Origin of the sequence: Hamadaea flava (assembly GCF_024172085.1) — a bacterium.
In the GTDB taxonomy this organism is placed as follows: Bacteria; Actinomycetota; Actinomycetes; order Mycobacteriales; family Micromonosporaceae; genus Hamadaea; species Hamadaea flava.
On sequence record NZ_JAMZDZ010000001.1, the window covers coordinates 5,838,016 to 5,850,402 of the forward strand.

Here is a 12,387-nt window from a genome sequence, read left to right on the forward strand (position 1 = left end):
CACCAACATCTGCGTCGACCGTGCGGCTTCAGGCGTACGGTGGCTTCGGGTGATCATGCTGAGGGGTGCTTTATGGCGTACGCGATTCGCAGGATCGAGCCAGGGGAGTGGCGGCAGTTGCGGGCGCTTCGGCTGGAGGCGCTGTCGAAGGAGCCGACCGCCTTCGGCATCCGGTACGCCGACGCCGCGGCGCTCGCCGACGAGGACTGGCGACAGCAGGCAGAAGAGCACGCGACGTTCGTCGCCACCGTCGAGGACGGCGGTTGGGTGGGGATGGCCGGGATCGCTCCGCTGGAGAGGTTTCCCGGTACGGTCTGCGTCCACAGCGTCTACGTGACCTCAGCTCATCGCGGTGGTGCGGCCAAGCTGGCCGCCCGGCTGATGGATTCCGCGATCACCTGGGCGGCGGAGAACACCGACGCCGCCCGGCTCACCTTGGGCGTACACGAGGACAACCAGCGTGCACAGGCGTTCTACCGGCGCATCGGGTTCACCGACACGGGCATGGTGGTTCCCTACAACCTCGACCCGGCCAAGCGACTGTTCATTCTCGGCTACGAAGGATTCCGTCAAGGGCTCGCGGAATAAGGTCAGGAACGTACAAGAAGCCTTCGCCGTCGGCGGTCCAGAATCGCTTCCATGCAGACCGCGCCTGTCAATTTGACCGAAGCCCTGGCTACCTTCGACGACGTCTACAGTCCCCGGATCGTGGCCCGGGTGAACGACTACGACGTACGGATCGCGCATACCGAGGGTGAACACGTCTGGCATGTCCACGACGACACCGACGAGTTCTTCCTCGTCCTCGACGGCCGGTTCGACGTCGCGATCCGTGACGTCGACGGCAACGAGACCACGGTGGTGCTGCGCACAGGTGACACCTTCGTCGTGCCGAGGGGCGTCGAGCACAAGCCGTCGTCGCCGGGCGGGGCGATCCTCATGTTCGAACCGTCCGGGACCGCGACGACCGGCGACCGCCACGAGGGCGAGATTCCGGAGCACGTCGACAGCACCACTGGTCACCAGCTGACCTGACTTCCGTCCCCGAACCTGCCGATGCGGCGGGCTCGGGGACGGTTCGCGATGGTGGTCAGCCGTCCACGCTGGTGTGGGTGGCCGTGCCGCAGGACGAGCCGGTGGTGTCGCCGCTGCCGTCGACCAGGCAGACCTTCAGCTTCACGGTGTCGCCCGCCCGCACGTTGCCGTCGATGAACGGGTCCCAGATGACGTCGGCGCCCGCGACGCCGTTGCCGTTGTATTTCGACCCGAGGCTGTAGGTCAGGTCGCCGGCCGAGGTGTGCTCGGTGACCCAGGCCCACGCCCGGATCCCGTGGCTGTCGGAACAGTTGTCGCGGATCTGGACGTAGTCGTCGTTGTTACCGCCGCCGGCGGCACCCTCGCCGTAGTCGACGAAGATGGCCGACCCGCATGCGTTGGCGGTGGTCGCGGCGAACCCGTCGTTGTACGACGCGAACGCGGGGTTGGACAGCAGCAGGACTGTGCCGATGCTCGCGGCGGCGAGGGTCGACACTCTGCGGGCGGACCGTCCGAACGGGAGTTTCATGCGCACCCACCTTTGTGGAGAGACAATGAGCGGGTACTGATCATGACGGAGGTCGTTCCGTTGATCAAGAGTCGCCTCGTTGACTCTGCTGGTCGGGCGTGACGCTTGTTGGCATCACCAACATGCAGTATGTTGGTGCTGCCAACATTGATTGCTCAGTCCGAGAAGGAGCCGACATGCTCACTGTGCCCATCGAAGCCGCCGACGCGGACCCCGTCGTCCGCGTACTGGCGATCGGGCGAAGCGAGAACGTGCTGACCGACCTGGTGGCGATCCTGCGAACCAACGGGCACGCAGCCGGTGCGACCAACGAGTTCGACCGCGTCCTCGACCTGTTCGACGTCAGCCGGCTCGACGTCGTCGTCTTCGGCGGAATGGTGCCGCCAGACACCAAGGCGTACCTCCGCGAACAGATCACGAACCGGAACGCGGCCGTGACCTTCGTCCAGGGCTACGCGGGAATACCCGGGCTGGTGGCCATGCAGGTCGAGGCCGCCGTCGCCGACACCACCGACGAACCGGCCAGCTCGGTCACGTTCGACGCCGGGACGCGTACGCTCGACGTCTCGCTCGCCGCGCCTCGACAGGTGACTGTGGTCGCCTGGTGGCACACCTCGTTCACGCCACCGGAACCGAGGAGCACCTCACGGGTGCTCGTCGACACGCGACTATCGGCCGGTCGCCACGACGTCGCCATTCCGGAGGACGTGCCCGCCCAAGCGTCGTTCGCGACGGTCTCCGTCGGCCCGGCCGTGCACACCTTCATCATGGGAGCCATGCCGACCGGGACGACCATGGCGCGATTCCCCGGCACGGCGGGCCCGGAATAAATCGATTGCCTCGGCTTGCCTCCTCGGGCCAGCATGCGCCGATGGAGATCCGTCGGCTCGATCCGCACGACGCGACCGCCGCCGCCGGCTGGTACGAGGCGTTCCGCTCCGGTGGCGTCGCCGACCGCGAAGCGCCGACCTTCTTCGCCGCCGAATCGGTGCTCGGACCCTTGCGCGACAACGAAACGCGGCACGCGTACGGCGCTTGGGCGGGGGACACGTGTCTCGGTGCCGCCCTGCTCCACCTGGAAAAACCGCCCAACATGCACCTGGCGGAGATCGAACTCAACGTGCCTCCGGCGTACCGCAACCGCGGCGTCGGCGGCGCGCTGTTCGACACGGCGATCGGCGTGGCCGCCGACGACGGGCGGACCCGCTGCTCGACCGAACTCAACGTGCCCCGCGCGTACACGCTCGATTCGCATCCCGGCGGCCGGTTCGCTCTCGCGCGCGGCTTCACCAGCGTCTTGTCCGAGCAGCGCTACCTGCTGGATCTGCCGTTCGACGAGGCCGGCCTCGCGGTACTGTCCAGATCCGCGACGACCGGCTACACGGTCGAGTCCTGGACCGGCCCGGTCACTGCGGCCCGCGCGGACGTCTTCGCCCAGATGCGTACGCAGATGGAGCGCGACGTGCCGGCAGGCGAGCGCGATCACGAGCCGCCGACCTTCGACGCGGACCGGGTCCTCAGCGGTGATGCCGCGACCGCCGCGCGCGGCTGGGGACTGGTGACCACGCTGGTGCTCGACCCGGCCGGCGCCCCGGTCGGATACACGCGGATCTACGTCAACGCCGACGGCGTTCACGCCCAGCAAGACGACACCTTCGTGCTTCGCGCGCATCGCGGCCATCGGCTCGGCACCCTGGCCAAGGCCACGAACATGCGACAGCTCGCCGCACAGCATCCGACCGTGCGGCATCTGCACTCGTGGACCGCCGACAGCAACACCGCGATGCGTGCCATCAACGCCCGTTTCGGATTCCGCCCGGTGGAAGCGATGCATGTGCTCGAAGCCGACCTGAGCCGACCATAGTGGACAGATGATCATGTCTTTGCGCAGTCGTCGCCGGTTCGCTCCAGCGGTCGTGCGTTCACTCGCCATGCTCTGAGCACAAGGCGCAAGCCATCGTCTACGTCATCGCGCAGCACGACGCGAACGTCGCCCTGCTGCAAGAGACGGAGAAGCCGGCAGTCAACTGAGCCTGCTCGCCGAAGACCTATACCGAGGCCAGGCCGACGCGACGTTCGCCGCGCGCACCGTCTTCGGTACGCGCGGCTGGACGCCCACCAATCGCCCGCTGATCGCCGCCGGCGACGCCGACGGCAACGGGACGATCGACCTCTGGGCGACGGCAGGCGACGGGACGCTCCAGTTCTACGCCGGCGACGACAGCTCCGGGACCCCCACCGACGGCCCCCGAACCCAGGTCGGCGACAGCGGCTGGGGCTCGATCACCCGGATCAGCTGACCATCCCAAAGGACGCCCTCTTCGGAACGCCCCGCCGCCCGGTGCTCATCGAAGGCCGGCGAACAGGTCGTCCTCGGGAGTCGGTACGCCGGTGGTGTCGTGCACCCGGATGAACGTCTCCATGCCCATCAACTCGGTGAACTTCTCCTTGCCCATACGCAGGAAGAAGATGTTCTCCCCCTGACTGGCATGCGCGGCGAGCGCGTCGAACTTCTCCGACCCGTACGCCTTGGTATCCACCCAGGAGGTGACCTGGTCGTCCGGCGTACCCATCTCCGACCAGTCGATCTCCTGCTCGTCGTCGCGAGTGGGCTGCTCGTCCCACTCGACACCGAGCCCGGCCATCCGCTCCTGGAACCCCGCCATCCACGACCGCGGGATCGCCGACCAGTAGACCTTCGCCACCGGTGCCTGCTCCAGCGCCGCCATCGTGATCCGGTGCGTCTGAATGTGGTCCGGGTGACCATAGCCGCCACGCTCGTCGTACGTGACGATCACATCCGGCTCGTACCGCCGGATCAGCTCGGCCAGCCGAGCGGCAGCCGTCTCGACCGGCACAGTCCAGAACGAGCCGGGCGCGTCGTTGGTCGCCCAGCCCATCATCCCCGAATCGGGATAGCCGAGCAGCTCCAGATGATCAACCCCGAGTACCTTGGCCGCAGCCTCCAACTCGGCCCGCCGGAGGGTCGCGACCGCCTCCGGGTCATGCCCGGCATCACCGGGTTTGACCCCGTCGGGTCCGTCACCACACCGGCCGTCGGTGCAGGTTACGACAACTGTTCGGATGCCTTCAGCGGCATAGCGCGCGAGTACGCCGCCGGTGGAACTGGCCTCGTCATCGGGATGGGCGTGAACCGCCATGAAGGTAAGCACGCTCCCGACCCTACGTCGCGCCTCCGACAGACCTGAGCCGTTTTCGAGGCGCTCAGTCTTGGGGCCAGGCGGCCAGCGCCAGTTCTGCCGTTTCGGAGAGCTCTGTGATCGTCGCGCCGTCGCGGGCGCGCTGTGACATGCCCTGGATGACGGCGGCGAAGTACGCGGCCAGCGCGTGCGGGTTGGCCGCGGCGGACAGCTCTCCCTGCCGCTGCGCGGTCTTCAGGCGTGTCTCGAAGGCTTCCAGGTTCGCGTTGCGCAGGTCGCGCAGGAATTCCGCGACGTCGGCGTCCTGGACGGTGACGTTGGTGGTGGCGCTGATGGTCAGACAGCCGGCCGGGTGGGACGGGTCGGGGTAGACGACCGCCGCCTCGCGAAGGATGCGGCGGAACGCGTCACGGGCTGTGGGCTCCGCTTCCAGGGCGGCGCCGACGAACGCACCGACGGGGGAGCGTCCGTAGCTGCGGACGACCTCTTTGAACAGGGACTTCTTGTCCCCGAACGCCGCATAGAGGCTGCCGGGCTTGATGCCCATCGCGTGGGTCAGCTCGCCGATGGAGGTGGCCTCGTAGCCGTGCTCCCAGAACAGCAAGGTGGCGGCTGTCAGGGCAGTCGTGCGGTCGAACGACAACGGTCGTCCACGCTTCACGCCTGGTGCACTCATGCCTCGATTCTAGAGCGAGCGCTCAAGAATTTGTGCTAGGTTTCTTTCTTGAGTCAACGCTCAAGAAATGGGGAGGCGGGCGACTGCCATGGAAACAGGACCACTTGAGGGCAAGATTGCGCTGGTCACCGGCGGCAGCCGAGGCATCGGCCGAGCCATCGCCGAACGACTCGCCAAGGACGGCGCCACCGTTGGCGTCGCCTACGCCCGCGACGAGGCGGCGGCGAACGACACCGTCGAGCGAATCCACAAAGACGGCGGGCTGGCCTTTGCGGTGTGCGCGGAACTAGGACGGCACGGCGATGCGACCCGCTTGTGGGCCGCGTTCGACGCCGGGGGCAAGGACCACGTGCCTGACGGGAAGCTCGACATCATCGTCAACAACGCCGCCATCGGACGCAGCGCGGCGCTGACCTCGTTGACCGAGGACGGGTTCGACGAAGTCTTCGCCGTGAACGTGCGTGCGCCGTTCTTCATCGTGCAGCAAGGGCTGTCCCGTCTGCGGGACGGCGGCCGGATCATCAACATCTCCAGCGGCGCGGCCAGCCTGGCCATGCCAGAGATCATCGCCTACGGCGCAACCAAGGGAGCCCTGGACACCTTCACCCTCAATCTCGCCAAGGAACTGGGCCCGCGGGGCATCACGGTCAACTCGGTGGCCCCCGGAATCGTCGATACGGACACCAATGCGGGCTGGCTCCGTGGCAACCCGCAGGCCGAGGCGTACGCGGCATCCTTGGCTGCGCTAGGCCGGGTCGGGCAACCGGAAGACGTGGCCGACATCGTGGCCTTCCTCGCGTCCAACGATGCGCGCTGGGTGACAGGCCGGGTCGTCGACGCCACGGGAGGCGCCGGGCTGTGAACCGCTCCTGCCTGGAGCGCGCTGCGCCAGGCTGATTCGGGACCACCGGGGCGCTCAGCGGTGCTGGGCACGTGTGCGATCACGGTCCCAGCACCGCTTCGGTTTCCAGTGAGTCCACACCGCAGCACGAGGGGTCGCCGCGACCGCGAGGGCCGTCGTTCTGCGGGTTCGCCCACCATCAAGCAGCTACGGGACGTCCAGCCTCAGGAAACACTGTCCGTGACCACATAGGAGCACGGTGAGCACGCGGCTGGACCTTGCTCGGCGAACCATCGGCAGGAGCGGCGAATCGCACACTTCGGCAGGTCGAGCTGTGGCGCTCCGGTGCTCTGATATGACTCCACCGCCTTGGCTGCGAGTCCACAGTGTTCCCCCGTCCAGAAGCCGCAACCGGTGGTGACGCAGGGACCCGCGAACCGGTAATTGCGCTCCAAAGGCCCCTGCGACTCGTCCAGGCTCTCCCGGATCGCGTCAAGCGGCACCTGAGGAGTCACGTACGCCACTGTCCGCGCCGGTGTGATCATCCCGAGGAATACGGTGGAGTTCTCGACCGAAGTACTCGGGCACATCCGCTCCACGTCACCCGTCATCTCGGCACCCGCCTACTGGTAGAAGCCGATGTCGTTGATCTTTTGGCCGATCTCGTCGGCGAAGGGACCGTGAATTACCACCAGGCCCCACCACTCCGGACGCAGCTTGATGTTGCTGTGTCCCACCATGACAGGATTCGTCAGGCGGGCGACGTCCTGCAACGCGGCCAGGCCGGCCCGCTGAATCTCGGCGGAGATATGGGACTTGGCGGCCTCGTCCAGTTCGACCCCGTCGACGGCGAAGCGGAATTCGCTACGTGCCATGCGTACTCCTCACAGTTCTGTTCCGAGGCCGCGCCGAAGCGTGGCGCGGGTGAAATTCGCCCAGCCGGCGCGGCTGGTGATGCTGCCCTCGCGGCCGGACCAGCGGATAGCCCGGCCCGCCGCCTTCTCCCAGTCCGAAGACGCGTCTTGCCACACGGTGGCGAGCGCGGTCCGCACGAATCCGACCTGCGCGGGTGATCCGGAGAATCCGGCATGCCCGTCGCCGACCCGAATGTGCGTGTCGGCCAGCGTCACCGAGGAGAAGTGGTGGTAGAGGCTGGCGACCGTGGCCCAGTAGCGGGCATCGCGCTCGCGGGCGACGAAGCCGTCGTGACGGCGATCGGCGCGCGTGTACGCGATACCGGTCAGCAAGAACGCCTCGCCATCTGGCGTGGTCCCCGCCGATTGCACCTGGAACGGTGCGATCCAGCCGGTGGGTGCGTTGGCCCACCAGAATCGCAGCCATTCGCTGAGCCGCTCGTGGAAGTCCGGCGCGTACTGCAAGGTGACGCGACGCCCCTCCGGTGAAGTGGTGATGGCCTTGCCGAGCTGGTCCCGATCGACGAGTGCTGCGGCTGTTCGGACGTCAGCGCCTGTAGCGGCAACCGCCGGCGTGCCCAGCGCGAGGACCGAACCTGCGGCGGCCGCGCTGATGACCGTTCTTCGGGACATCGCTGACGATGTGGGTCCCATAGGCCCCCTTTCGTTTGATCATACTGATGCATAACGATAGATCAATCAGCTCGAGCCCAGGTGTCGGAAAGTTGTCGTCATCGATATTGACAGGCGCCAGTGTCGTATGCGCAGTCTGGCGCGCGCCAGGTATCTGTTGATGCGTCATGATCAGGGGCAATTACGTGTCGCTACGGCACGCTATGGCGACGTGGAATGACCCTGATCATGATCGGTACAGGTAGCCGGCGTCGATGATTGCCCGAATAGCGGAAGAGCCGGTCGAAATCGACCGGCTCAATCTTTGGTGCGCCGCCAGGGACTCGAACCCCGAACCCGCGGATTAAGAGTCCGCGTAGATTAGCCCATGCTTCGCCGCGCGGCTGTCAAGAGCCGCTGTTTGAGACTCTACGACGGTCGCACTCCAATGTCAACAGAGGAGCTTTGACCTGCTGTTTCATCACCGGATCGAGGTACGCGACGCCCTGACGTTAGCTGAGGGTTGAGATGGCCGATTTGGTGCTCCTGTCACCTCGTGCCAGCGCGTACCTTCCCCGTACACCGCATACGAGCACACGGCGAGCACACCGGTCGCGGTGTCTGCGGTACGGTCCGGGTGGTCCATAACAAGTGATCCACAACCCGGTGTACGTCGCGGCCTGGGGATACAGGTAGTTGGTCGGTGGGCGCGGAGAGCCCCATTCCAGTGTCGCGTACCGGCGGAGAGGGCGCGGCATACTGCCCGTCATGGGATCGCATAGCGGTCGGCTTGCCGATGAACTCGACGAACTCGGACTCTGGAGTCACCTGCCCGTGCACCAGCGACGAGGCGCCCATTCTGCTGTTGCTGAAGGCGGCTACCCGTTCAACATCAAGACGTTGATCGACTGGGTCTTCGTCGATGCGGACGTCATGGCGGAAGGCCGTGGGGAACAAGTGCTGGACGAGCTAGCGCCGATTCTTGAACGCCACGGCGTTCAGTTGGAGGTAGCCACGGTGCACGATCGCGGAGACGTACTTCTGATCATCAATGGAATCGGTTGCCGCGTCACCGATACGGTCAGTGATCCTCTACCGGCGACGTTGCAGCCTCTCGGAGTCGTCAACCATTTCCTCGAACGAAGTGGCGCTTCGACCCGGGTGCACCTGCTTTACGCTGGCACGAACTACGGCGTCGTACACCTTCTTCGTCCGGAGGTCGTCCAGGCTGTGCGACGCGCCGGAACCTTTCCTGACTACGAGATACCTGAGTTGGTCGAGCCTTATCTTGGACATCCCTGAACGACCGAGTTCTTACCTGTGTACGACAAGGTCCGCAGCCCGTTCGAAGACGGCTAGCGAGCCGTGGGCGCCGAAGATGGCGTCGGGCTCGATGCGGTGTGCACCGGATGACGCGGGGACCCGATTAGGTCCCCAGGGGCTCTCTCGCCGATATGCCGGACATCCTTAGGGACCGTACCCTGCGGTTGGCGCTTAGCAGTTGAGCCTTTGAACGCCACGGCCGATCTTGAGGAGTCGCAGTGGACGGCCGCCGTCGGCTAGGCAGGTGCGAGCTGGTTGAAAGCATCAGGATGAATGATCGGGATTCCGTACTTGGCGGCCTGCTTCGCTTTGCCGGACATGGAATCCGGGTCAGCCGCGATCAGCAGCCGAGTGTGCTTGGTGACCCGCTCGGCGACGACCAGTCCCTTCGCGTGGGCGCGGGCTTCCCAGACGTCGCGGGGCTCGTCCATCTGACCGGTGAACACCACGGTGTCACCACGCGCCAACGTGAACCGCCCAGCCTGTGCGGGCGCCTGCTGGGGTGTGTTGTCACGGGTGGCCTGGCTGGCGGCGTCGATGGCCTGGTCGAGATGGTCCGGGCCGAGTCCGAGAAGGCTGGCAACTGCGACGAGGTCGTCGTGCTCGTCGTCGGTGACGACGCCGTCGGCTAGGGCGGCGAACGCGAGCGCCTGCAGATAGTTCTCGTGTAGGGCGATGACCTCGTAGTAGCCGAGGTCGAGCTGCTCGGCGACGAAGATGAGCGCGTCGGCCTCGGTGGTCGAGATGTGTCGGTCCAGCAGCGCCCGGTCGAGGACGTCGAGGTATGCGTCACCCTGCGGATTGTGTAGACGCGGCAGCCGGGCGACCAGCCGGGACAGAAAGTGTTCCGCCGGTTCGCCTGGCTGCTGACGCGGCACCGGGCGCACCCCGGCAGTGGACGTTATGGGCGGCCAGACCTGCGCAGGCGCCTGTGTGACCAGACCCGTCCAAGGTGCTGGTTGTCCGGCCGCGCTCAGATAGCGGGCGAGCAGGGTTGCGGCGGCGCGAGCGTCGTGCAGTGCCGAATGTGCGTTGTCATGGGCGATGCCGGCGACGTGGCAGCAGTCGAGCAGGCTTCGTCCGGCTGCTGGCAGGTATCGCTCGGCTAGGCTCATCGTGCATAGGCCGTAGTCGAAGCCGATCGGAACGTTGAACCCGAGGCGGTTGAACTCATGGCTGAGGAACTGGGCATCGAACCGCAGGTTGTGCGCGACCACCACCCGGCCCCGCAGAAGCTCCACAACGGAGCCGGCGAGCTGGGAAAACGTCGGCGCACGGCGAGCCTCGCCGGCGGTGATGCCGTGGATGGCTTGCGGACCCAGGTCCCGCTCCGGGTTGACCAGACTGCACCACTCGCGTTCGGCGTTGCCGGCCGCGTCGACGTGCACGATGGCGATCTCGACCACCCGGTCGTGCCAGCTCGGCCGCAGGCCGGTGGTCTCCAGATCCACTACCGCATACATGGGCTCACCTCGTGACATCCCTCGCCGCTGACCTTCGCGCGCACGGCGGCTCGCGCGATGCTCCGCATCGGCCACCCCGCGCTAGCCTGGCCATGGCCCGCCATCAGCATCCGTGTCCAGAAGAGACTAGATCCGCGTGCCCGTTGAGCAGGTCGTCCGGATGAGCAGACTGCTGGATTCCGCCGTCTGGCAAGACGCCGCTTCTGGGCGATCTGGACGGCTGATCGACGGAAGACAGTGGGCGAACCGGCGTCCCCCACACGGACGGTCGAACCACTCATGCGCGTGCTCTAAGCGTGCCGATGCGCACGGTCGTTCCTTCGGAGGGTTGTTCATCATGTTCTCAGCGGACTCTGCGGGTGATCGCAGCCAGCCACGGTAGCTTCGTTACCTGGTCAGAGTCTCTGACTCACCCCCCGGTAGAGGTCTCACTGGAGGCGGGTGAGCGTGATGATCGACAAGGTGGGCGGGCAACCGGACGGCGTCTACCGGCGGTGTGGTTGCAAGGATCCGGCGACGGGCCGGCGGTGGGGGAGTCGTTGCCCACGGCTGGCAGATCCGGATCATGGGACCTGGTACTTCGCTGTCCAGGCCACCGATCCGCGCGGACACCGGATCCGGTTGCGCCGCGGCGGCTACGACTCACCGGCCGCGGCACAGGCGGCACGGAACGCGGTTGCCGATCACGATCTGCATGAGCGGTTCGGTGAGGTCGCCACGGTCCGTGATTGGCTGTATTCGTGGCTGGCCGATATCGAGGGCACGGTGCGGCCGACGACGTGGCAGGCGTACCGGTCGCATGTGGTCGAGTACCTGTCGCCGGGGATCGGCCGGATTCCGCTGCAGGAGCTGACCACGGGAGAGATCCAACACCTGTTCGACGGCTTGGGGAAACGGGTCAACCGGTATGCCGACCCGCTAGCTCCGGCGACGTTGCAGCGGATCCGAGCCACGTTGCGCCGCAGCCTCAACATCGCTGTCCGTGAACAGGTGCTGCGATGGAATCCGGTCCTGGGCCTGGTCCTGCCGGGTGGTCGAAGGTCGCGGCCGACGGTGTGGTCGCGCAACCGGGTCGATGCCTGGCGCCTGGACGGGTGGCGTCCCGTGGTCGGGGTGTGGACCGTCGATCAGCTCGCCGGGTTCCTCGACGGCGTCGAAGACGATCCGCTGTACGGGTTGTGGCATCTGGCTGCCCTGACGGGGCTGCGGCGCGGGGAACTGCTTGGCCTGAAGTGGATCGACGTCGACCTCGACTCACGGGAGCTGACCGTGTGCCGGCAGCGCACCGAGATCACCGGGCAGATCATCGACAGCCTTCCGAAGACCGACGCCGGCGTCCGGACCATCGCCCTCGACCGGGACACCAGCCAGGCGCTGGAATGTCACCGGTTGTCGGACTGGTCGTCACCAGCCGCCGACGGGTTTGTGTTCTGCTGGCCCGACGGAAGACCGTTGCGTCCGGACTGGCTCACCCACCGGTTCGCCGAGCTCCTCAAACAGCTGAAGTTGCCACCGATACGGCTGCACGACCTGCGCCACGGCGCGGCAACCCTCGCACTGTCTGCCGGCGCGGACGTCCGGGTCGTGCAGGAGATGCTCGGCCACACCAACTACGCGTTCACCGCCGACACCTATGTCAGTGTGCTGTCCGCGCAGAGCCGGGCGGCCGTCGACGGTGCCGCCGAGGCTGTGCGCGCCAAACGTGCACGCCCGCATCGCGCCATCACCAACACCGTGCACGACAGGGGCGGTCGACTTGGTGGCTGACGGCGCTGCAGTGGAACCGCCGCTAGCCGGTATGCGGTTCTGGTAGGCATGGTTCGATTGCGGTGG

The 12,387-nt window shown here is 66.6% G+C and carries 13 protein-coding genes and 1 tRNA gene; 7 read left to right on the top strand and 7 right to left on the bottom strand.

All coding sequences use genetic code 11. The features are described 5' to 3' along the window. Positions 1–72 precede the first annotated feature (72 nt). Positions 73–588 (top strand): GNAT family N-acetyltransferase, encoded by a 516-nt coding sequence (locus HDA40_RS27460; protein ID WP_253760690.1) that lies wholly within the window; start codon positions 73–75, stop codon positions 586–588. 51 nt (positions 589–639) lie between these two features. After that, positions 640–1,035: a cupin domain-containing protein gene (locus HDA40_RS27465; protein WP_253760691.1), complete on the top strand. Its 396-nt coding sequence runs from the start codon at positions 640–642 to the stop codon at positions 1,033–1,035. 55 nt (positions 1,036–1,090) lie between these two features. On the opposite strand, the gene HDA40_RS27470 is transcribed toward HDA40_RS27465, so the two are convergent. Then, on the bottom strand, positions 1,091–1,564 hold the full coding sequence (locus tag HDA40_RS27470) for a hypothetical protein (protein WP_253760692.1): 474 nt from the start codon (positions 1,562–1,564) through the stop codon (positions 1,091–1,093). A gap of 176 nt (positions 1,565–1,740) precedes the next feature. Here HDA40_RS27470 and HDA40_RS27475 point away from each other — a divergent pair, with 176 nt between their 5' ends. Both HDA40_RS27475 and HDA40_RS27480 read left to right on the top strand, forming a co-directional pair. Continuing rightward, positions 1,741–2,394 carry a hypothetical protein gene (locus tag HDA40_RS27475; RefSeq protein WP_253760693.1) on the top strand — a complete coding sequence of 218 codons (654 nt, stop codon included), beginning with the start codon at positions 1,741–1,743 and terminating at the stop codon, positions 2,392–2,394. Positions 2,395–2,435: 41 nt separating this feature from the next. Then, positions 2,436–3,428, top strand: coding sequence for a GNAT family N-acetyltransferase (locus tag HDA40_RS27480; protein ID WP_253760694.1), 993 nt, complete (start codon positions 2,436–2,438; stop codon positions 3,426–3,428). Positions 3,429–3,909: 481 nt separating this feature from the next. Here HDA40_RS27480 and HDA40_RS27485 read toward each other — a convergent pair whose 3' ends face one another. Both HDA40_RS27485 and HDA40_RS27490 read right to left on the bottom strand, forming a co-directional pair. Beyond that, the gene (locus tag HDA40_RS27485; RefSeq protein WP_253760695.1) at positions 3,910–4,737 is read right to left on the bottom strand and encodes a PIG-L family deacetylase; all 828 of its coding nucleotides are present in this window, start codon (positions 4,735–4,737) and stop codon (positions 3,910–3,912) included. Between the two features lie 52 nt (positions 4,738–4,789). Then, positions 4,790–5,401, bottom strand: a complete 612-nt coding sequence (locus HDA40_RS27490; protein ID WP_253760696.1) for a TetR/AcrR family transcriptional regulator — start codon at positions 5,399–5,401, stop codon at positions 4,790–4,792. A gap of 67 nt (positions 5,402–5,468) precedes the next feature. Between HDA40_RS27490 and HDA40_RS27495 the strand changes: the two genes are divergently transcribed. Beyond that, on the top strand, positions 5,469–6,263 hold the full coding sequence (locus tag HDA40_RS27495) for an SDR family oxidoreductase (RefSeq protein WP_253760697.1): 795 nt from the start codon (positions 5,469–5,471) through the stop codon (positions 6,261–6,263). A gap of 602 nt (positions 6,264–6,865) precedes the next feature. Here HDA40_RS27495 and HDA40_RS27500 read toward each other — a convergent pair. From HDA40_RS27500 to HDA40_RS27510, 3 genes are all read right to left on the bottom strand, one after another. After that, entirely contained in the window at positions 6,866–7,117 is a 252-nt protein-coding gene (locus HDA40_RS27500) for a hypothetical protein (protein WP_253760698.1), read from the bottom strand. Positions 7,118–7,126: 9 nt separating this feature from the next. Beyond that, complete coding sequence (locus tag HDA40_RS27505; RefSeq protein WP_253760699.1) at positions 7,127–7,789, bottom strand: hypothetical protein; 663 nt, start codon at positions 7,787–7,789, stop codon at positions 7,127–7,129. 305 nt (positions 7,790–8,094) lie between these two features. Next, positions 8,095–8,170: transfer RNA gene (locus HDA40_RS27510), tRNA-Lys, on the bottom strand. Positions 8,171–8,536: 366 nt separating this feature from the next. Here HDA40_RS27510 and HDA40_RS27515 point away from each other — a divergent pair. Further along, the gene (locus tag HDA40_RS27515; RefSeq protein WP_253760700.1) at positions 8,537–9,070 is read left to right on the top strand and encodes a hypothetical protein; all 534 of its coding nucleotides are present in this window, start codon (positions 8,537–8,539) and stop codon (positions 9,068–9,070) included. A 257-nt stretch (positions 9,071–9,327) separates the two neighbouring features. On the opposite strand, the gene HDA40_RS27520 is transcribed toward HDA40_RS27515, so the two are convergent. Beyond that, positions 9,328–10,554, bottom strand: a complete 1,227-nt coding sequence (locus HDA40_RS27520; RefSeq protein WP_253760701.1) for an exonuclease domain-containing protein — start codon at positions 10,552–10,554, stop codon at positions 9,328–9,330. Positions 10,555–11,004: 450 nt separating this feature from the next. Between HDA40_RS27520 and HDA40_RS27525 the strand changes: the two genes are divergently transcribed. After that, positions 11,005–12,321: a tyrosine-type recombinase/integrase gene (locus HDA40_RS27525; RefSeq protein WP_253763837.1), complete on the top strand. Its 1,317-nt coding sequence runs from the start codon at positions 11,005–11,007 to the stop codon at positions 12,319–12,321. Positions 12,322–12,387 lie beyond the last annotated feature (66 nt).